The 20,749-nt window shown below is 70.2% G+C and carries 17 protein-coding genes and 1 pseudogene; 7 read left to right on the forward strand and 11 right to left on the reverse strand.

Translation table 11 applies throughout. The annotated features are described in order from the left end of the window. Positions 1-314, reverse strand: a pseudogene (locus tag ACTWPW_RS56850) (IS982 family transposase); the annotation flags it as partial. 72 nt (positions 315-386) lie between these two features. On the opposite strand from ACTWPW_RS56850, the gene ACTWPW_RS56855 reads away from it, so the two are divergent. Next, entirely contained in the window at positions 387-647 is a 261-nt protein-coding gene (locus ACTWPW_RS56855) for a hypothetical protein (protein WP_443173940.1), read from the forward strand. Positions 648-925: 278 nt separating this feature from the next. On the opposite strand, the gene ACTWPW_RS56860 is transcribed toward ACTWPW_RS56855, so the two are convergent. Continuing rightward, positions 926-4,261 (reverse strand): S8 family peptidase, encoded by a 3,336-nt coding sequence (locus ACTWPW_RS56860; RefSeq protein ID WP_443173941.1) that lies wholly within the window; start codon positions 4,259-4,261, stop codon positions 926-928. 91 nt (positions 4,262-4,352) lie between these two features. On the opposite strand from ACTWPW_RS56860, the gene ACTWPW_RS56865 reads away from it, so the two are divergent. Together ACTWPW_RS56865 and ACTWPW_RS56870 are read left to right on the forward strand one after the other, a co-directional pair. Continuing rightward, the gene (locus ACTWPW_RS56865) at positions 4,353-5,375 is read left to right on the forward strand and encodes a TrmB family transcriptional regulator (RefSeq protein ID WP_443173942.1); all 1,023 of its coding nucleotides are present in this window, start codon (positions 4,353-4,355) and stop codon (positions 5,373-5,375) included. 357 nt (positions 5,376-5,732) lie between these two features. Further along, positions 5,733-6,056, forward strand: coding sequence for a hypothetical protein (locus ACTWPW_RS56870; protein WP_443173943.1), 324 nt, complete (start codon positions 5,733-5,735; stop codon positions 6,054-6,056). Positions 6,057-6,070: 14 nt separating this feature from the next. Here the strand turns inward: ACTWPW_RS56870 and ACTWPW_RS56875 are convergent, their stop codons facing one another. Further along, entirely contained in the window at positions 6,071-6,562 is a 492-nt protein-coding gene (locus ACTWPW_RS56875) for an SRPBCC family protein (RefSeq protein ID WP_443173944.1), read from the reverse strand. 422 nt (positions 6,563-6,984) lie between these two features. After that, positions 6,985-7,284, reverse strand: coding sequence for a DUF4193 domain-containing protein (locus tag ACTWPW_RS56880; protein WP_375119211.1), 300 nt, complete (start codon positions 7,282-7,284; stop codon positions 6,985-6,987). A 495-nt stretch (positions 7,285-7,779) separates the two neighbouring features. On the opposite strand from ACTWPW_RS56880, the gene ACTWPW_RS56885 reads away from it, so the two are divergent. Both ACTWPW_RS56885 and ACTWPW_RS56890 read left to right on the forward strand, forming a co-directional pair. Continuing rightward, positions 7,780-8,457 (forward strand): serine hydrolase domain-containing protein, encoded by a 678-nt coding sequence (locus ACTWPW_RS56885; RefSeq protein ID WP_443173945.1) that lies wholly within the window; start codon positions 7,780-7,782, stop codon positions 8,455-8,457. A 405-nt stretch (positions 8,458-8,862) separates the two neighbouring features. Beyond that, complete coding sequence (locus ACTWPW_RS56890; protein ID WP_443173946.1) at positions 8,863-10,656, forward strand: CBM96 family carbohydrate-binding protein; 1,794 nt, start codon at positions 8,863-8,865, stop codon at positions 10,654-10,656. A 168-nt stretch (positions 10,657-10,824) separates the two neighbouring features. On the opposite strand, the gene ACTWPW_RS56895 is transcribed toward ACTWPW_RS56890, so the two are convergent. Next, a complete protein-coding gene (locus tag ACTWPW_RS56895; protein ID WP_443173954.1) occupies positions 10,825-11,097 on the reverse strand; it encodes a DUF4440 domain-containing protein in 273 nt (90 codons plus the stop codon). 293 nt (positions 11,098-11,390) lie between these two features. On the opposite strand from ACTWPW_RS56895, the gene ACTWPW_RS56900 reads away from it, so the two are divergent. Further along, complete coding sequence (locus ACTWPW_RS56900; RefSeq protein WP_443173947.1) at positions 11,391-12,338, forward strand: DUF6777 domain-containing protein; 948 nt, start codon at positions 11,391-11,393, stop codon at positions 12,336-12,338. 268 nt (positions 12,339-12,606) lie between these two features. Here the strand turns inward: ACTWPW_RS56900 and ACTWPW_RS56905 are convergent, their stop codons facing one another. The 6 genes from ACTWPW_RS56905 to ACTWPW_RS56930 form a co-directional block, all read right to left on the reverse strand. Beyond that, entirely contained in the window at positions 12,607-13,443 is an 837-nt protein-coding gene (locus tag ACTWPW_RS56905) for a hypothetical protein (protein WP_443173948.1), read from the reverse strand. Next, positions 13,392-14,879: a hypothetical protein gene (locus ACTWPW_RS56910; protein WP_443173949.1), complete on the reverse strand. Its 1,488-nt coding sequence runs from the start codon at positions 14,877-14,879 to the stop codon at positions 13,392-13,394. The genes ACTWPW_RS56905 and ACTWPW_RS56910 overlap by 52 nt, the downstream gene beginning before the upstream one ends. Before the next feature lie 154 nt (positions 14,880-15,033). Continuing rightward, positions 15,034-15,414: a hypothetical protein gene (locus ACTWPW_RS56915; RefSeq protein ID WP_375119207.1), complete on the reverse strand. Its 381-nt coding sequence runs from the start codon at positions 15,412-15,414 to the stop codon at positions 15,034-15,036. Between the two features lie 120 nt (positions 15,415-15,534). Next, positions 15,535-15,744 (reverse strand): hypothetical protein, encoded by a 210-nt coding sequence (locus ACTWPW_RS56920; protein ID WP_443173950.1) that lies wholly within the window; start codon positions 15,742-15,744, stop codon positions 15,535-15,537. Between the two features lie 261 nt (positions 15,745-16,005). After that, entirely contained in the window at positions 16,006-16,260 is a 255-nt protein-coding gene (locus ACTWPW_RS56925) for a hypothetical protein (protein WP_443173951.1), read from the reverse strand. 98 nt (positions 16,261-16,358) lie between these two features. Next, positions 16,359-20,198, reverse strand: coding sequence for a S8 family peptidase (locus ACTWPW_RS56930; RefSeq protein ID WP_443173952.1), 3,840 nt, complete (start codon positions 20,196-20,198; stop codon positions 16,359-16,361). 130 nt (positions 20,199-20,328) lie between these two features. Here ACTWPW_RS56930 and ACTWPW_RS56935 point away from each other — a divergent pair, with 130 nt between their 5' ends. Further along, on the forward strand, positions 20,329-20,535 hold the full coding sequence (locus ACTWPW_RS56935; protein ID WP_443173953.1) for an SDR family oxidoreductase: 207 nt from the start codon (positions 20,329-20,331) through the stop codon (positions 20,533-20,535). Positions 20,536-20,749 lie beyond the last annotated feature (214 nt).

Genomic DNA, 20,749 nt, shown 5'->3' on the forward strand with positions numbered 1-20,749 from the left:
TCGGAGGAGGTGTAGGTCACCGCCAGGAAGCCGGGGCGACTGCCAGATCACGGTGGTCAGCGCGAGGATGCGGGTCAGCACACGAATGATGACGCCGGCAGGGGTACGGCCGCCGTGGCGTTCCAGGTCCAGCCGGCTCTTGAAGGTCTGGTTGATCGACTCGATGGTCTGGCGCAGTGGCTTGAACAGTGGTGCGCCGGGCCGCTCGGGCGGGCCGGGCGCAGCAGTCGCAGCTCACGCTCGGCGGGCTCGGCTTCGAAGAGGCGGCCGTAGCAGTGCCGATCGGCGATGATCGTCTGGTCTGGATGAGCGGCCGGCGGACATCCCGGCGGACCCCACAACGCGATGCGATGGGCCTCACACAGACCGAGAAGGACGTCGCGGACGTGATGATCTGGCTGCGCTGCAACCACGGGCGCCAGGTCAGCTACGCCGACATCGCCGCCGGCGTCAAGTTCCCGAACGGTCACCGGCTGCGGCGGGCCGTCCGCGTCGTCGGTGTGATCGCGGCAAACCGGGGCGTCGCCCTGACGGCGAACTGCGAGCGGGGCAGCATCCGGCCGCGGCCGTGCTGTTCGCCGTGGCGATCGCTCTGGCGAGCGTGGCCCTGGTCCTCGGTCCGCCACCGGGTTCCCGGCCCGGCCTGAACGCCGTCGTCTACGGCGGGGGTGCTGCTGTTCTCGATCGCCTACGCGTACTCCGCTGTGACGGCGACACCGCCAGGGCCCCGACAACCCCCACGCCGCAAGGAGGCCACTTCATGAAGCTTGAGACGATGCGGTGCGCGTCCGACCTACGCGGTCTCACCCCTTGGGGAGGGTGAAGCCGCCTCGTAGTAGTCGGTCACGCGGTCATCGTGGTGCCTGACGCGACGTCAGGGTCGAACCCCGCCGCGTCCGGAGAGCACGGCGGGGTTCGCGGTGACCTACTTGATGGCGTAAGCCTTGATCATGGTCTCGTCGAACGTGTTGCCGCCGGTGTCGGCGGCCTTGACGCGCAGCGACGCGTACTTGCCGCGCGAGCCGGCCGGGTGCCAGGTCTCGGCGGCGAAGGCGTCCTTGCCCGAGCGGTGCACCAGCGTCGGCAGCCAGGTGCGGCCGTCGTCGTAGGAGATCTGCACCGTGAGCTTGGTCACCTTGAGAGCGGGCGAGCCGTCCTGGCGCTGGATCTCCAGGGGGATGCGCATGTGGCCGACGGAGGCGTTGTTGCGGTCGTCCAGACGCGGACTGATCTTGACGGCCATCAGGGGCAGCAGCTGCTCCTCACCCGCCTTGGGGCTCTTCGACTTGAACCGCCACTCGGTGCTGATCTGCGTGTAGGGCTTCGACATGACCGTGCCGGCGGTCATGGTGAGCCGGTACTCCGTCTCCTTGGGGTCGTCGGGCACCTTGAAGAGGCTGTACCACAGCTCCTCCATCTCCTCGCCCTCGCGATAGAGCTTGATCTGGGCATGCTCGGCGAGCAGGGTGCGGTCCGGCCTGCCGTTCTCCATCACCTGGGCGGAGAGCTCCAGCATGTTCTCCTTGCGGTAGGAATGGCCGCCGTTGTGGGTCAGTCCGACCGCGGCGGTGCCGAGGTTCCACCGGTCGGAGGTCTTGCCGGCGCGGTAGAAGGCGGCCTGACCGAGGACGGCGCCTTCGACGTTGTCGTACTCGTCGCGTGGCACCGGCTTGTACTGGACGAAGGTCGGGGCCCAGCCGCTGTCGCCGGGCGTGTAGTACTCCGTCCGGTGGAAGGGGAGCGAGAACCGCGACACCGGGCCGTACGGCATCCACGGCACGACCGTGCCGTGGAGCACGGGCAGGGCCCAGTGCTCGCCCTGCCTGTCGTCCCGCTGAGCGCCGTACGTCGCGCCGACCTCGGCCAGGTCCTGGCGGCTCGGGCGGTAGCCGGGATCAGCGGGAATGCCCGGATCGGCCTTCATCAGGTGGTAGATGTACGGGCTCTCGTCGTAGGTGCCGTCGCCCTTCGGCTTGGCCCACTGCGTCCACCGGGCGAAGGCGAAGTTCTTGCTCACCGTACGGTTCATGGGGATGGCCTTGAAGCCCTCGAGGCGGTCGGCTCCCAACGAGCCGGACAGGTCGAGGTCCACGCCAAGGGGCGAGCGGCATTCGGGGGTCTGACCGCAGTCGACGGACTGGAGCAGGCTGAGCATGCCGACGGCCAGCCGGGCCGTCGGCTCCTTCGTGCGCACGTCCACCGGCGTGGCCTTGCGGGCGTCCGAGGCGAAGGTGCGGTCGGCGTCGAGCGTGAACTCCGGGTCCGCGGCCATCACCGTCGTGCCGTCGTGGTCGAGCATGAGGGTGATGATCGAGTAGCGGCGGCCCTTGTCCAGCCGCAGATCGAGCGCACCCGTGGCGATGTCGTAGTTGACCTGCTTCTTGGTCTCGAGGTCGATCAGACCGGCGTAGGCGACCTTGGCCGGTTCGCCGTCCGAGCCGGTGAAGGACAGCTTGACCGCGTGCCGTTCCTGCATGACCCGCATGCCGATGCCGGTGCGCACGGAGACGTCGCCGCCCGTGGCGATGACCGTGCCGCTGTACATCCCGACCGCGTCGGCCTCGGCGGTCACCTCGACCTGCGCGGTGCCGTGCGCGGGTATCTCCACCGTGGTGGCGCTGAGCTTGAACGGCGTCACCGCGTTGCCCTGGCCGTCTTTGGCCGTCACGCTCAGGTCCAGCCGGACGGCGGCGTCGCCGTCGTTGCGGTAGGTGAGCGTACGCTTGGCTGGCGTGGAGTGGGGCAGCTCGGTCTCACCCATGCTGAGAGAGGCGGGCTCGGAGGTGACCTGCTGGGCGACGGCGCGGGCGACGTCCACCCGGCCGGTGCCCTGGACGTAGGCGCCCAGTTCGTCGCCCGGCGCGGTGGAGGCCATCAGCGCCGCCTTGATGCGGTCGGCCTTCCAGTCCGGGTGCAGGCCGGCGAGGATCGCCGCCGCTCCGGACACGTGCGGGGTGGCCATGGACGTGCCGCTCATGGGGGTGTAGGCCAGCGCGCCGTCCATCGGGAAGCCGGTGCCCTCGGCCCTGGCCGCGACGATGTCCGAGCCGGGCGCGATCAGGTCCGGCTTGACCGCCGCGTCGCCGACGCGGGGGCCGGTGCTGCTGAAGGTGGCCAGAGCGTCGTGGTCACGGTGGGAGGCGCCGACCGCGAGCGCGCGGTCCGCGGTCGCCGGCGAGCCGAGCGTCTGGGGGCCCTGGTTGCCGTTGTTGCCGGCCGCGACGACGAAGAGGGTGCCGTACTGCTCCGACAGGGTGTTGACGGCCTGCTCCAGCGGGTCGTCGCCGGGAATGTCGGGGGCGCCGAGGCTGAGGTTGGCGATGCGGGCGCCGTTTTGCGCCGCCCACGTCATGGCCTCGACGATGCTGGAGTCCGGGCAGGACCCGCTCTGGTCGCAGACCTTGGCGATCAGGAGCTTCGCGCCGGGAGCGACGCCCTTGAACCTGCCGTCCGAGGCGGCGCCGGAGCCGGCGATCGTGGAGGCGACGTGGGTGCCGTGGCCGTTGGTGTCGCGGACGTCGGGCTCGGTGGTGAAGTTCTCGGCCTTGGTGACCAGGCCCTGCAGGTCGGGGTGGTCGGCGTCGTAGCCGGAGTCGAGCACCGCGATGGTGACGTCCTTGCCCGTGTGGCCGGCCTCCCACGCCCGCGGCGCGCCGATGTGCGGGACGCTGACCTCGAGCGACAGCTTGGCCTTGCCGTCCAGCCAGATCTTCTCCGGTCCGGACGCCGCTCCGGCCTGCGCGGTCAGGGACTTCCACAGCGTCCCGGCGCCGGTGCGCGGCTCGCTCTGCGCGGCACCGTTGATGGCGGGCAGCGGGCGCCCGCCCGCGACGCGCGGCGCGGCGGTGCCCGCGGGGTAGGTCACGATCAGCGGGAGCGCCGGGCTGGCCGCGTCGTCGTAGCCGAAGGCGGCGAGCTGGGTGACGTTGAACAGCCGGGGGTCCAGCCGGCCGGCGGCCAGCAGGGGCATGGCGTCCGCGGGGACGATGCTGAGTCCGTCCTCACCCCGGCGGTGGATGAAGTCGACCTTTTCCCTGCCGGGGCCCGGCTTCACGATGAGCTGGTCCTGCCGCGTGGGGAACGGCCGAAGGGTGACCTTGTCGCCGGTGATGAGGGTGATCGTCTTGGGCGGTCCAGCTTTCGCGTCGGCTTGCCCCGCCTGAGTAGGGGGCGGGGTAGGAGCAGGGGTCGCCTGGGCCGGCGTGGCGGCCGCTGCCAGGGCCGTGATCGCCATGCCGACGAGGGCGGTTTTCTGTAGCACGACGTTGATTCTTAACCGGTTCTAAACCATGAGGACAAGGAAAATTGCTGTCCTGTTGCGGCGCGCGCCGGATCCGGCCAGGATCGTAGGCATGTTGGACGACGACCCGGCGCTGGAAATCGTGGGAATCACCGCGTTCGAGGAGCGCGTCCATCGCGCGGTGCTCGCCTCTCCCGGCATCACCCTGCAGGAACTTCTCCTGAGGAGCGGGGAGAGCGCGGGCCGCATCCAGTCCGCGCTGGCCAAGCTCCGCGCCAAGGGCCTGGTCACCCGAGTGACGGGCCGCTCGCCCCGCTGGACGGCGACGAACCCCGGGACCGCGCTCCGGTCGCTGGCGCGCGGCGTGCTGAACGATCTGGAACGGCTGGCCGACACCGCCGACGCGCTGGAGGTCGCCTTCCAAACGATCGGCCAGGACCCGGAGGAAGCCGGTCACTTCGAGGTCCTGGCCGGCCCGGAGCAACTCACCCGCTGGTACGTCCGGCTGCAGCAGGAGGCCGAACACGAGGTGCTGATCTTCGATCGGCCGCCGTACGTGCTGGACTACCGCAACCCGCTGCAGGACGCCCGCCTGCGCGACGGCGTCCGCTACCGGACCATCTACGCGCCGGAGGCGTTCCAGCACGCGGGGGCGCTCGACCAGTTGGACGACATGCTGGAGTCGGGCGAGCAGGCGCGGGTCCTGCCGGGGCTGCCGTTCAAGATGGTGCTCATCGACAGGCGGCAGGCGATCATGCCGCTGCACCTGGACCCGCCGCTGACCCGCAGCGTGCTGATCAGGGGATCCACCATGGTCGTGGCCCTGGTCGAACTGTTCGAGCGTCTGTGGCGGGAGGCGGTGCCGATGTACCCGCGGCCCGCGGACGCGCCTGGCGCGCCGGAACCGGCCGACGAGCCGGGCCAGGGTGAGGACCAGCAGTTGGCGGAGCTCAGTGTGGAGGATCGCCGGCTGCTGGCGCTGCTCGCGGCCGGGCTCAAGGACGACGCCATCGCCCGCCAGCTCGGCATGAGCCCGCGCAGCCTCCGCCGCCGCCTGCGTCCTCTCATGGACGCGCTCAGGGCCGAGACCCGCTTCCAGGCGGGCGCCGAGGCCCACCGCCGGGGCCTGGTGTGAATCGTGCTGGAACGAACCAACCGGGCACGGGCCACGGCGGGCTGAACGGGCGGCCGCCACCGGAAGCTCCAGCTCGCACGCGCCCGGCCTGGCCTGGCCTGGCCTTCCGGGCCTACCGTCCAAGACCATGACCGAGTCGGTTCAAGCTGCTCGGCGGCTTCCACGTCCCCGCCGACGGGCTCGCCGCGGCCGTCGCGTGCGGCCAGGCGTCGGCACCAACTGGCTGGTCACCCGGCACCAGGACGTCCGGAGTGTGCTCACCGATCCGCGGATGAGCTCCGATCGTCGCCGACCGGGCTTCCCGCGCCTCATCGTCGGTCAGCGCCCCGCCTCAAGCGTGTCCATGTCCCTGATCGGATGGATGCGCCGCAACACACCAAGGCCCGGCGCGCCATGCTCGGCGAGTTCACCCTGCGGCGCACCGAGGCGCTGCGCCCGCGCGTGCAGCAGATCGTGGACGACTGCATCGAGAAGATGCTCGCCGCGCCTCGCCCGGTCGATCTGGTCGAGGCGCTGTCGCTGCCGGTGCCCTCCCGGGTGATCTGCGAGTTGCTCGGCGTGCCCTACGCCCGACCACGACTACTCGGCAACGGTCATCTCCAGACAGCGCCGGTGGAGCTTGCCCCAGCGGTCATCTACGAACGAAGGGAAGATCAACACGCCACACCGTCTGACGCCTGACGAGTTACGGCAGATCAGTCCGTCGCTTCGCGGACATCCTTTCCCTGCTCGGCGAACGCCTTGAAGTCCTGCATGTGCTGTTGCGACTGTTTGCGGAAGGCGCCGGGCATCAAAAGTCCCACCAGCTTCATCAGAAAGCCGCTGAACCGGTATTCGTTCTCGCACTCCCAGAGCGTCGTTTCCGGGCCGGCTTCGGTCAGCCGATCGCGCGCGGCGCTCCACATGCCCTCGCCGACGATCTCGCGCTCGAAATAGACGACGCTCGTTTTCGGGATCTCGCGCAGGTCTGCCGGTTCCCGGCGTGTGATGGTCTCGGTGCCCTCGAACTTCCGCTGGCCCATCTGCATCACGACCCGCGACTTGGTGCCGGGCTGCCCGTGCTCCCCGCTCAGCGGCTCGTGCAGCACCAGGCCCCGCAGCCATTTCGGCATGTGTGCCGGGTCGGCGAGCAACTGGACCGCCTTCTCCCGCGGCAGGGCGATCTCGATGGAGACGGTGTATTTCATGGGCACATCATTCTTTTCCTGCCAGGTGTGGGGCAACGTGCTTTTGTACTGCTCGTCGTGCTCCTCGGCTGAGGGCACTGCATTCTGTGTCCGTAAAGTACAGGGCAGACGTGTGATCTGCGGTTGGGCGCCAGAGGGTGCGTTCACTGGCCGAGGTCGACCTGGCCGCCACGCCGGCCGCTTGCGAGCGGTGGGCGCTCTTCGTCGACACCGACCCGCCGGGCACGCCGCCCACCGGCATCGATTCCGGGCGTTTCGACACGGGATCGTGGATGCGCTGCCCTTGCTCGGCCTTGCCGACGGGGTCGCTCTGGGAGGAGCAGGGCGAGGGCGCGCCGAGCCGCGATGACGGTGGCAGCCGAGCTCCCGTTCGTTCAATTGCCGATTCCCGGCCGCGTCACTGGCCTTGATCGTCGTCCTGCTCAGGCGGCGCACTCCAGGCAGATCTGCTGATCGTCTCGCCCAGCGGCGCGCTGGCTGCGGTGGTGCACCAGGAAGCAGCGCGAGCAGGTGAACTCGTCCGCCTGGGGCGGGATCACCCGCACGGACAGCTCTTCGTCCGACAGATCGGCGCCAGGCAGTTCGATCGGCTCGGCCGGGTCGGTCTCGTCGACGTCGAGGCTGCCGGACGAGGCATCGGCGCGGCGGGCCTGGAGTTCGGCAAGACTGTCCTCCCGCGGGTCGTCGTCGGTCTTGCGGGGGCTGTCGTAGTCGGTCGCCATGGTGGTCTTTCCTCCTCATCTACGTGTCGGCGCGGGGCCGCTGGTCGTGTGTCCGATCCGCCGGAGATTCCCGTTCGTTGCCCACACGAATCCACAACGAACCATCAACTTCCAGACGGCCAGGAAGACGCATGGCAGGTCCGCGCCTCGCAGGCTGGCGGGCCATCACGAGAGTCGGCGAGAGCGGCCTCGCCGACGCACCCTTCGCCCAGCGGCTGTGAGCCGACCTGGCCGTGCTCATTCGAGCGTTCTGCACCCTGCTGAGCCTGGACCCGGTAGGCAGGGTGGAGGCCGCATGCCATGGTCGGGCGCTACAACCGGACATGGTCGCCGACCGCCTGCGCCGGCTGCGGTCTCCGATCCCCGCGCTGCCCGACTTTCGTCGGTACCGGTTGGTTCACCGCGCCAGAACGATGGAGCCATGATTGATTTCCGGACGGCCTGGCGATTGTCCGGCCAGAGGTCTTACGCGAGCCGAGCGGCGTGCTTTCGCGGATGCTGTTGTGCAGCCCGCCGGCGGTCGGGCTCGCCCTGCTCGTGGCACGGCCGGTCGCCGCCCACGATGGCCCGGTTGACACGGTGGCGATCGATCGATGCGTCCCGGCGTACCTGAACCGCAACGGTATCCCGGGTGCGGCGGTCGCCGTCGTGTCCCGGGACGGTGTCGTGCACGTCGCGGGCTATGGCCGCGACTCCGACGGCGCCGACGTCACGGAGGACACGGCGTTTCCCGTGGCCTCGGTGAGTAAGTCTTTCACTGCCGTAGCGGTGCTGCGGCTCGTCGAGCAGGGCACCGTACGGTTGGACGACCCGGTCGTGACGTACCTGCCCGAGTTCGCCATGGCCGATCCACGCGCCCGGCAGATCACGGTGCGAAACCTGCTGGACCAGACCTCCGGGCTTGACGACCGCCGCGCGCCCGCTGATCCGGCCGAGTCGCTGCGGCAACGGGTGTCCCAACTGGCTGGCGTTCGGTCCGTTAGGGATGCGCACCGCAGCGCGGTTTCCCCGCTCCGGGCACATCCGGGTCTTGGGGATGGCGGTTTCGGCGCCGGCACCGGCGGCGTTTGTCAACGGGTCGCAGGGGGTCGTGACGACCGCCGCGGACATGGGCCGCTGGTTAGCGCGCATCTCAACGAGGGCGTCGGGTCTGACGGTGGGCGGGTGCTGTAGGCCGGGTCGATCCACGTCGCCCACAGGCCCACCGCCCGTAGCCCGGAGTACGCGATGGGGTGGATCGCGGACGATCCCGGCGAGCTGTCGCACAGCGGCGGCAATCCCACATTCATGGCCGAGCAGACGCTGCTTCTGCGGGACGCCTTCTGCTACAGGTGGCGGTCGGGATCACGGTCGGGCTCGTGGCGGTCCTGATCTACATCGCCTTCTCGCAGGTGACATCGACTCGGCCGGCTGACACCACCACCGGCGCGCCCGCAGCCACGCGCTGCGGGCGCGTCCGTTGCACGATCGTGAGATTCGTGACTTTCCCGGTTCGGTCTGTCCGGGTCACCCTTTGACTCAGGGGGCCACAGCAGAAACGGGGCAACTTTCATGATTCCTGGTTTATCGCGCCTCTTGGTGAAGGCGCTGGTTCTCGCGCTCGCCATGGCGACGCTCACAGCGGTGCCCAGTCACGCGGCCACCGTGACGGCCACGCTCACGATCAGGGCGCACGAGTGGGCGTACGTCTCCTCGTCCGAGCCGGACACGCCCCACTACAAGGAGTGGGGCGCCGCCACGGTCGGCCTGCAGGGCACCTACACCGAGGCGGCACAACCCGAATCGGTGCGGCGCTCGTTCTTCGGCTATGACGTCTCCGCCATCCGCGGCAGGACCGTCGTCAAGGCCGAGCTGACCATCTGGCCCTACGACCACACCTGCGACAACCAGATCGTGGGCTTCACCCTGTGGGAGACCGGGCCGATCGACAGGCGCACCACCTGGGAGAAGCAGCCGGACTGGATCAGGGAGCAAGGAGGCACCTTCATCCCCTGGCAGCCGTGCTCGCAGGAGGAGGCCTACTGGCCCTTCGTGATGCAGCCGACGGCGGCCGTGACCGACGCCGTGGCGAGCGCGAGCGGGCTGGTCACCTTTGGGATCCGATCGTTCGACGAAACCCATCCGGCGGGCCGGCTGCTACTTGACCACAGTCCCGAGCTGCGCATCACCTACGAGTTCGACAGGCGGAGCTCCGGGCCGAAGGATCCATGGCTCCCCGTCGCGGATCTGCAGCCCGCGGCCTGGGCCTACGTCGAGTCCCGGCACAGGAAGGCGCCGCATTGGAGCACCGGGGAGCCCGCACCCGTCGGCTCGCCGGACGGACACCGCCGCCACAGGTCCTTCTTCCGCTTCGACCTGTCGTCACTGGCCGGGCACCGGATCGATCAAGTACGGCTGGAGGTGCCGCGCGCCGACACCTGCCGCCCGGGTGAGCTGCCCGTCCAGTTCTGGGAGACCGGGGAGATCAGCGAAGAGACCACCTGGCACCGGCAGCCGGCGTGGCTCCGCAAGATGGACACCTACACCTGGCAGGCGTGCGAGTACGACGGCGCCACGTTGTTCATGGACGTGACCGAGCCCCTCAAACAGGCCTGGCAGGCCGGGCAGACGACGGTGACCATCGGCCTGCGCTCCGCGGCCGAGAAGGACCCGCTCGGCTGGTATCTGCTGGCCAACGCCCCTCTGCTCCGTGTCAGTCATCTACCGCCACTGCGCAAACCCACCGATCTGGTCACCGACAACTCCGGCTACCCGGGCCCGTCCGGTCCGATCGGTCCCTTCGCCTGTGTGCGTGGTGAGGACAGGCCCTACATTCCGTACCGGCCCCGGCCGGAGGCGAACGTGCCCGGCGGTGCCGGGTGGCGGTGGGCCCGCTGGCAGTGGGAGACGCTGGACGGGCAGCTGGACCATGAGGAACGCAACGGGCCCGGGGGGCCCTTCAGGGCTTACGGGCCGAGACACGGCGAGGACGGAGTCGCCTATCGGTGGCGGGTGCGCTCGGAGGACCAGTACGAGCAGGTCAGCGAGTGGAGCGACTGGTGTGAGTACGTCGTCGACACCACCGCACCTAACCGGCCGCCCACGGTTTCCGGCACGCCGTACTCGCATGACCAGCCAGCGGGTGGCCCGGGCGTGCCCGGGCAGTTCACCTTCGGGCCCAACGGGGTGACCGACGTGGCCGGCTACTACTACCAGATCACCGGCACGTTGCCCTGGACCTGGGTGCCCGCCGGCCCCGACGGAACTGCCACCGTGACGTGGACGCCGCCCAACGCCACCCGCTACCAGCTGGTGGTGATGAGCGCGGACCGGGCCGGCAGCAGGCCGCCGGACAGCACCTACCACGACATCGTGGTGACACCCGGGACATGAACGGTCGCCGGGGCCGCTCCTGCGCCCCCGGCGACGGTCCTCGACCGAGCGGGATCGGCAAGACCTCGCCGACCTGATCAACCCGTTCGCGCACCAGGAAACCGACCCCTAGCGGCAGTTGACCGTCATCGAAGCGCCCGGAACCCTGGACCTCGTGCCCTGAGGGAGTCACTGGTCAAGGCGTCCAGCCAAAGTGCCCTGATGAAAATGGATGCGCCAGCCAGTCTCCGTCAGGCGCCATAGAGAGCTCCGCCATGCCCGGCGCCCCCGATGGTCAGCAAAGTACGTCAGGTGAACGATGCCCTGAGCCAGCACGACCCCCGACATCTTGCTGACCGTGACCGGCGGCTCCGGAGCCACCGATCCCTCCATCATCGTGAGGATTGACTCCGCGTCCCACCAGCGTCCTGAGGCTCCGATCTCAGTGAACTCCGGGTCCAGAAGCTCCCGACAAGGGCCGGAGAAGCACGCGCCTCAGGATCGAGAAGCCGCGACTCACCATCGATGGCCGCGTCCACGGCACGGCCCGGTGGGTCGGGTTGGGCGGGAGCTGATGACCGGCGTCCCCCGAGACCAGTCCACGTCATCGACACCACAGGCTGCGCTCGCTCCTGTGGGAGAGCTTGCCGGCGACCCTTCTGTAGATCCCTCCGGTAAGAGTCTTTCAACTGTTCTACACCCGTTCTGCAAGGGGGCCGCCGGACGCTGGTTCCTCGCTTCGGAGGGGAAATCGCATGTACGCATCCAGGGGAGGGATCCTGGCCACGCTCGCCGCCCTGCTGGCGATGGTGCTGGGCGTCTCGTCCTGCACGATGGCCACCCGGGTCGTGCCCATCGTGCTGACCGCCGTGGACGTCCTCGGGGACGATCCGTTCTTCGAGACCGGCGCGGAGAACCTCATGAACGTCATCGCGGGAGCCGGCGGTGCTGTGGACGGGGACCGCGCGGGCCTCTACGGCGGGACGACCAGATCGACCCAGTGCTCGAAGAAGAAGCTCATCGAGTTTCTCAACAACAATCCGAAGAAGGCCAGGGCGTGGGCGGAAGCGCTCGACATGGACGTAGCCGACATACCTGCTCATGTCGGCGCGCTCACCTCTGTCGTGCTGCGGCGCGACGTGCTCGTGAAGAACCACGGATACCGCAAGGGCAAGAGCAAGGCCTTCCACGCCCTGCTCCAGGCGGGCATCGCGGTCCTCGTGGACAGGACGGGAACGCCCGTCGTCAAGTGCGACTGCGGGAACCCGCTGCTTCCGCCCGACGGCGACGTGGACATCGACCGGGCGAAGTACAAGGGCCAGAAGTGGAAGCACTTCTCGAAGAAGAGGGTGACCGTGGTTGAGGCGGGGGAGGAGCAGCCTGCGATCAAGCTTGCCCAGCTCGATCCCGCCACCGGCCAGGAGACCGGCAAGGAGTTCGACCGGCCAACCGGCACAGAGGGCGCGCAGGACGGCACACCGACACCCACGCCCACGCCCACGCCGGACCTGAAGGACACGCCCACCCCGTGCGTCGCGTCCACCGACCCGCGGGTAACCACGCCCAGCCCGTGCGTGGAGACCTCGGAGCCCACCGACGACCCGACCGACGACCCGACCAACGACCCGACGGACGCCCCGACCAGCGACCCGACGGACGACCCGGCAGTCTCAGGTTCGCCGTCTACGAATCCCAGCACCTGACGGCGTCAGTGGTGAGCGCGCGGTGGACGGCTGCGGTCGGGGTCTCCCATCCGTGAATCGACATGACGGTTGGGAGGTCTCCGCAGGCGTCAGCCGCGCGGTTCCACAACGGCTCGCGAGGGTCACCCCGAGCGGCCAGGGCCGGCGATGAGCCACCCCGCGATCGACCGGCAGTACCTGATCTGCGCTCAGGCGTATGAACGCGGCAACGCCCGCAGCGCCATCGGCGCCGAATGGGAGGAAACCTTTCGGCGGCCGGAGAATCAGGTCACTTCCGGTTCCGGTGGACGATCTCCTTGTCGCCCATGCCGGGATACGCCATGATCAGCAGCCGCTGCCCACTCTGCGCCTCGCCCTTCCAGGGAAACCAGGCGTAGTGCACGCGGATGCGGTAGTGCCCCTTGCGCCCGTTGAGGGCGAGATTGGGCAGCTCGGTGCCGCTGAGGCTGTCGTAGAGCACGATCTCGCCGCCCGGGCTGTAGTAGCCGACCTCGACCACCTTGTCCCAGCCCTTGGTCTCGACGGGCGGCCGGCGGGTGTAGGTCTCCAGGGTGACGCAGAGGTCGAAGTCGGGGTGGGTCATGACGGCCAGGATGCCGCGCGCGGAGGAGACCAGCCCGTTGCCGGGGTCCATGTCCGGCTCGGTCTCCTCCTCTCCTTCGCCCTCGTACGTCTGCAGCACCCCGTAGTCGGTCCACTGCGGCTCCTTCATCCGGATCGCCCGGGCCGGCTTGGTGCGTGGGCGGTGGCGCGGCGTGGCGTCGCACATGGCTTGGGAGTCGGCCTGTATCGCCGCGATCTCCTGGTCCTGCTTGGCCTTCGTGGCCTGGACGATGGTGGTGGCGCTGGGACAGATGCCGGCCAGTGGATAGGTGAGGGACGCGCGGTCGGTCTTCAGCCGGGCCAGCTCCGGTGGGTCGTTGCGGGTGTGGACGCCGCACAGGTGGCGGCCGTAGGCGAGCACGACCTGGTCGGGCGTGGTGTTGGGGAACACGTGCAGGTTCTGTGCGCCGTGCTCGCTGCGCAGGGAGCACACGAACTTCTGCTCGGCCGTCAGCTCGCGCGGCTCCGCCTCGCTGATGTCGATCTTCCACCGCTCGGGCATGTCGCAGTCCGTGACGGGGCCGCGGGCCTTGTCCGCTGTGGGCAGCAGGCACAGGGCCACGGCCGAGGCGAGCCCCGCCAGGAGGACGTGGTGGCGGACGCGGTGGGCGGGCGGGGCGCCGTACAGGAGGAGCAGGATGAGGCCGGAGGCGGTGAGCGCGAGGGCGTACCAGAGCGGGGAGATGCCGGGGGAGAGGAGCTGGGCGCCCTCGTAGGGACGGTGGCGCCCCGCTCGACGTAGAGGCTTTCCGGGTAAAGCCACAGCTCCCCGAAGAAGGTGGAGTGCTCCGAGGTGAGCGCGCTCACGGCGCCGGCCCCGCCCAGCAGGAACAGGCTCAGCGTCGTGGCGCGCAGTAACGTGCGCGTCCGCCGCCGCACGGCGACCAGGATCAGCACCGCCGGCGCGCCGACGCCGACGAGGAGGTCGAGCGCGAACCAGTACGCGGTGGCCTCCGGCCCGGTGTACTCGCGTACCGCGTCGCTCAGCACGTTCTTCGGTCCGAGCCAGAACGGCACTCCCTGCGCGAGGTTGACGGCCGCGGGGACCAGCGGGAGCACGATCGCCACGGCCGGCAGCGGCCACCACCTGGCGCGCGCCCGCACGGGCTCCGTCCGGGGCGCGGGAGGCTGGAGCGTGCCCAGGTCGTGTGCGGACCGCGCCCACCAGACCAGCGAGAAGACCGAAACCGCGCCCAGGAGCGAGGGCATCAGTAGCTTCCACGCCACCGCGTCCGAGCCGCCGAACGCCACGATCGAGACCGAGCCGGACGACAGGAGCGAGAAGAAGACCGCGATCACGCCGGCCCGTACCGTCGCGCCGCTCCAGCGCGGATCCCGCGCCTGCGCCACCAGCAGTGACACCAGCCACACCGACCACAGGACGTCCAGCGTCCAGGTCCAGTTCTGCCCGGCGAAGAGGTAGTTGCCCGTCTGGTACGCGATGGTGGTGGCGACGTTGTGCACCGCGCTGAGGGTGCCGGTCACGAGCATGAGCACCCGTGGCCATCGGCGGGTGCTCCCCCGCAGCACGCGGAAGAACAGCCATATCACCACGAGCTCGACCACATCGGCGACAAGCGACATCCACCACAGGTAGGGGATCGGCAGTTGCCAGGTCAGGACGTACACGACCATGGCGTAGAGAGCGACCCGCAGCAGTCGCACCTCCCGGCCGTGCCGTGCCGGTTCCCCGCGCAGCCGCCCGCGCAACACCTCCCGGTACGCCCACGCCTGCACCGCCGCGATCGGCACCAGCAGGGCGGGCAGCCACGGCCACGCCCGGATCTCGTCCGCCGTGTATCCGTCCGGGTCCGCGACGACTCTCCACAGAGGGACGAGGTCGCCGGTGACCAGTCCGACGACGGCGAGGACGATCACGGCGGCCAGGTAGAGGGCCGCGAAGCCGGCGGCGAGCCGGCCGAAACGATGGCGGCGCATGAGGCACTCCGGGATGGGGGTGAGGAGGAAAGCGCCCAACCTTACTGATCCCCGGCCAAGTGGATCAAGCGCCACTGACAGCACGAGCCTTGCCGCCAGGCAGACCGCTCCACGAACGCCACGCGAGCCAAGCCGTCAGGGCCGTAAGAGCCGTTCACCAGCAGCGCAGGTCCCAGGTGCCGGAGTAGATCGTGTCGACGGCGACCGACACCTGGTCGGCGGATTCCTGCACGGCGCTGACGCTCAGCTCGGAGAAGTGCGCGTCGGTTCGCAGGAAGGGGGCCGCCTCGTAGTACCGCTTGATCTCCTCGGGCGGGCGATCGGTGCGCAGGGTGAAGGCGAAGCCGGCCCAGCAGTCGCCGGAGTCGCCGATGACGGGCTCCTGAGGTGCGGACGCGCCGAACGTCGTGCCGGGTGGCAGCGGATGGTCGAGGGCTCGATTCTCCAGGCTCGCCAGGCGGTGATCGGCGATCCACCGGGGGGCCGTCGCAGCCGCGTACATCAGGAGGAAGGGCGTGGCAGCGATGGCCACCACGATCAACGCCCGTCTCCGAGCGGATGGTCGGGAAGTCTCATCCACAGGTCGCACTCGCCGATGATCGCACGGTTCGGCCGGCCGCAGGCCCGCGTCGGCGCAGCAGTAGGCAGTGGCCACTTACTGGTAGTGGTACAGGCACGTCATCAGGATCTCCACGGCGGGTTGGTCGGACGAGACGCTGCCGCTGCCTGGGTGGGTGCCCCACCCCACGATGACGCCGTCGCGGGCGACGCTGCCCTGGTTGCCGCTCTTGGGGTTGGCGAACAGCCCGTGGCAGACGGTGCCGCGCACCGCGCCCGAACTCCAGGCCAAGAGCCGCCACAGCACCTGGACAGCCTCGGTCGTTTCGTCCGCCTCAGCGGGGAAACCCCGCCCCATCGCCGCCGAGCACGACCCCGCAGCACGAGGACGGCGACGCAGCAGCTGACCAGATCAGCCCCAACAGGCATCGCGGATTCGGCGGAACACGCGGGCGCGCCTTCGACGCAACGTGCCTTCTAGGCCGGTCAACATGCCTGATGTGCCTGGCAAGATCATCTAGCCCTGCCTGCGAGGATAAGCTGAGAACCATGCACCGGGTGATGGTGGTCACGATGGAGGGGGCGTGCCGACTTGCTTCTTCATGGCCAGTGACGCGGGGCCATTGCGTTCGCGGTGCTGCTGGTCGGCGGTGAAGCGGTGAGCGTGTTCGACCCGCCGGACGGTGGGGTCGTGGCCGCCGCCGGGTGCCTCCACTTCGAGGAAGGCGCTCAGTTCGGTGGTGTCCCCGCGCGTCTGATCGACCGGTGGGCCGAACGCGGGCAGCGAGGTGATCGGAGCGGAGATGATCCCAGAGCAGGTCACGGAGCCAGAGCTGCGTGATCGGCCGCGTCAACTGATCCCCCGGGCGAGCGAGCGGCCCCGGCCCGATGGCCGTCCCGGGGCCGTCTGGATCGCAAGGGTCAGCGCAGCCCGAAGGCCCTCACGATCGTCTGTGTGACGCTGTTGCCCGCCGTGTCCCGTGCCGTGGCGCGGATCGAGGCGAATCTGGCGGAGGAGGGAGCCTCCATGGTGAACAGCCAGCCGCCGTCACGGGTCCGGTGCCGCTTGCCCACCGGCTGCCAGGTGGCTCCGTCGTCGTAGGACACCTCCAAGCCGACGTCTCGCACCTGCGCCGCGCCGTCGGCGTCGCGCAGGTGCGAGGCGGTGACCTCGAGGTCGGAGCGGCGTCTGGCCGTTCCCGCCAGGTCGGTCTCGACTCCGTAGTCGAGCTGAAGCAGCGGCGGTTGTCTCGGAGTGTCGCCGGCCTCGGTGAAGCCGAAGGTCCACTCGGTGCTGGTTCGCGGCGAGTACGGCGAGACGGCGGCCTTCTGCGTGGTCGCGAGGACCAGCCGCACCGGCGACGGGCCCGGGGTGAGATCGGCCTCCACGGTGCCGCCAAGGCCTTCGGCCAGCAGTTCGTCACCCTGGTACACGCTGGCGCTCCAGCTGATCTCGCCGTCCCAGGCCAGGCCCTTGTGGTGCGGGTCGGAGTCGCCCCAGGACGGCAGGGTGAGGGCCGACAGGGTGGTGCCGATCAGTTGCGGCGGTCCCGAGCCGATGCTCTCCTGGAGCAGGCGCGGCCGGGCGACGGGCGCGAACCAGGTTGCCTCGGCCCGGCGGCCCGCCGGGTAGGTGAGGACGTCCGAGAACTCGCTGATCGGAACCATGGTGGTCATCTCCACCCACTGCTCGCCGCCGGAGACCCAGTCCGTCCGGGTGCCCTGCGCCGGGACCGGCACGGCCGCGCCGCCAAGGGCGGTGCCCGGCTGGGCGGGAGAGACGTCGTAACGCATGGCGACGCCAGCAGCGGGGCCGGTATCGGACCCGGAGCCGGGTGCCGGGTTGCGATAGGCCACGTCCACCCGGGCGAGCTCGCGCGCGGACGGCCGATAGGAAAGGTTCGCCGGAATCGCGCCGTCGTAGCGGCGGACCAGGTCGTACACGTAGCCGGGGGTGGGGTGTGCCTCGACGGTGAGGTCGTCCCGGCCCCGGCCGAGCTGGGAGATCAGCTCTTCGCCCTGGTCCCGGCCGAGCGAGGCGACGGGCAGGGGCGTCTTCGGATCCGGCACATCCTGCCAGGCGTCGAGCCGGCCGAGACCGTCGTTGACGATCAGGAGCAGCTTCGCGCCGGCCGCCGCCGCCGCGTCGGCCTGCGCCGTCGCGGGCACACCGGCGTTGTGCCGGACGACCGCGACCTTGCCGCGCACCTTGACCCGGGCGAAGTCGGCCGGGGCGCCCTGCCCGGCGAAGACCGCCTCTATCCGGGCCCGGCCCTCGGCGGGGAGGCCGGAACCGGTCTGGACGCGCAGGTCGTCGTAGTCGCCGCTGTCGTCACTGTGGCCGCTGTCGCCGCGGAGAGTGAGCGGCGGTTCGATCAAACTCCAGCGGACGCCGAAGCTGAACGCGCCCTGGGTCACCTTCCCGCCGGTCGGCGTGGCCCAGAGGCTGTCGTAGGCGTCGTCGACGATGTAGTTGTCCGCGAGCCGGTACCGATCGGGATATGACCGGACGAAGTCGACGCGAACCTCGGCCTTGGCGGTCTCCTGTGGCGTGACCGCCGTGACCTGGCGCAGGTCGGCGGCGTCCAGGGTGATCGTCTTGTCCGCGTCGTCCAGGATCGTCTCGGGGGCCACCAGGACCGCCCGGCCGAGTGACGACGGGCCGTGCACGCCGGTCACGTCGCTGTAGAGGGCGACGCTGTACGTGCCGGGCCGCACCCGCAGGTCGAGCCGGCCCGACTCGTCGATCAGGTACGACTTCGGCGCGGTGTCGCGAGTGATGTCCTTCACCACGACCTCCCCGGGCAGGCCGCCGCCGTCCCGGTCCCTGGTCCGGATGGACAGGCCGGTCCGCCGGCCCTCCTTGTTCATGCCGATCAGGGTGTGGACCGCCGGGGTGCCGCCCGGCCCGGTGGCGATGACCTGGCCACTGGCGTAGGTGTCATCGTCCGCACGGGCCGGCTCGACGTTCAGCGTGACCTTGCTCGTCCCGTGCGCCGGCACGGTGACCTGGGAGGCGGACAGAGTGAAAAGGCCGGCCGGGGCGGTGGGCGCGTTGACGGCGAGGTCCAGGGTGACCGGCTCGTCCCCGGTGTTGGTGTAGGTGATCTCCCGCTCGGCCTGCTCACCCGGCGGGTACGGCCAGCGCAGCCCGGTGAAGTCGACACCGGTGGCCAGGACGGTGGCCGACACCGCGGCGGCGGCGTCGAGCCGCCCGGATCCGGCCCAGTAGGCGTCGTACCGCCGGGTGATCTTGCTGGTGCTCAGCAGGGCGTTCTTGAGCTGTCCGCCGGTCCAGTCGGGATGCGCGGCAGCCACCAGCGCGGCGGCGCCCGCCACGTGCGGGGTGGCCATCGAGGTGCCGCTCATCGTGAGGTAGGGGCCCTCGCCCTCCGCGGCGTACTGCGAGCGGGCCGCGAGAACGTCCACGCCCGGGGCGGTGATCTCCGGCTTGAGCCCGTTGTCGCCGCGCCTGGGGCCGCGGCTGGAGAAGACGGCGAGCCGGTCCAGGCCGTCCACGGCGCCCACGGTGAGCGCGGCGTCCGCCGCGCCGGGGGACGCGACGCTCTGCATGTCGGGGCCGGAGTTGCCCGCGGCGATGGTGAACAGCGTCCCGGTCTCGGCGCTGAGCCGGTTGACCGCCTGGCTCTGCGGGTCGGTGCCGTCGGTGGGGTCGCCGCCGAGGCTCATGCTGATGATCCTGGCGTGCTGGTCGCGCGCGGCCCATTCCATGCCCGCGATGATCCAGGAGTCCTGCCCCCAGCCCTCGTCGTTCAGGACCTTGCCGACGTGCAGCCGGGCTCCCGGCGCGACACCGCGTTCCTTGCCGCCGGAGGCGGCGCCGGTGCCGGCGATCGTCGAGGCGACGTGGGTGCCGTGCCCGACGCGGTCGGTCGCGTCCTCGCCGGGAACGAAGCTCTGCGCGGCGGCCACCTGGCCGGCCAGGTCCGGATGCGCGGCGTCCACGCCGGTGTCCAGGACGGCCACCGTGACGCCGGCGCCGGTGTTGCCGCCGGACCAGACGGCGGGTGCGCCGATCTGGGCCGTGGTGTCGGCCAGCGTGGCGCGTACCTTGCCGTCCAGCCAGATCTTTGCGACGCCGGCGGTGAAGGAGGCAGTGCCGGAGGAGGCCCGCCGGCCCGCGGCCGGGGCGCCGGTGAGCGCGGCCCAGAACTTCGGCGCCTGGTCGCGCCGCTGCTCGATCGCGGCGCCGCCGACGCTGCTCAGGGCGCGGACGCGCACCGCGCCCGCGGGCACCGGCGGCGTCTTGGCGCGGGCCGCGTCCCCGCTATAGGTGACGATCAGCGGCAGCCGGTCGGCGTGCGCGTCGTCGTAGCCGTCGGCGATGAGTTCGGTGACGTTGAAGAGCCGCTCGTCGAGTAACCCGGCGGCGACGTACGGCGCCACCTCGTCGGGATAGACGTAGGTGTCCTTGCCTAAGGTGGTTGTCCGGGCACCGGCAGGGCGCCCGTCGGGGCCCTGAACGGTGGTGGTGACGAGACCGCCGGCGTCGCTGACGGTGACCTTGTCGCCGTTGATCAGGGTGACAGTGCGGGGGCCGCCGGACGCGGCGGGCACAGCGGCGGGCACAGCGGCGGGCACAGCGGCGGGCACTGCGGCGGGCACGGTGTCCGGTCCGGTGGGGGGTGCGCCGCCGGCGGCCGCTCCGGGAGCGGCGGCGGCGGGGCCGGCCGTGGTGAGCGCCGTGGCGAGCAGTGCTCCGACCACCAGCGCCCGCCGGCGGAAGGGATTTACGGTCAAGACTTATATCTCCGATCAGTAGGGACTTAACGACCGGATCGTCTCAGTGGTTGATAACGGCAACGGATCATGAACGGCATCATTTGCACCGTTGGCTCCAGATATCGCCGGAAACGCGGATGGCAAGGCGATGCGGGTGTTTCCCACCCGTACGGAAACCATGCTGGACATCATCGGCCCGCCGGCGGCCGAGAGCGGGGCGGCCGCGGAGGAGTTCGAGAGCCGGATGGCGGCCGCCGTCTCCATCGGCCGGCTCGTGCGGCCCGAAGAGGTCGCGGAGGTGGTCGCCTTCCTCACCAGTCCGCTCAGCGTCGCCACCAACGGCGACGCCGGGTGATCGTGGGCGGTGGCGCGAAGGGCGCCATTCATTACTGATCGCCGCGCGGCCGAGCACACCGGCGCGGCCCCGCCGGGCCTCTGCCCTTAGGGCGCGTATTGGGTTGTGATCAAGGGGTGGGTCGTGTGAGGTCTTTGATCCAAATCATCGCGCCACGAAGGTGGAGGCCGGCGATGTAGCTCTCAGGGGTCTTGTCGTAGCGGGTGGCGATGCC

The sequence above is a fragment of the Nonomuraea sp. KM90 genome, assembly GCF_052246675.1.
Lineage (GTDB): Bacteria > Actinomycetota > Actinomycetes > Streptosporangiales > Streptosporangiaceae > Nonomuraea.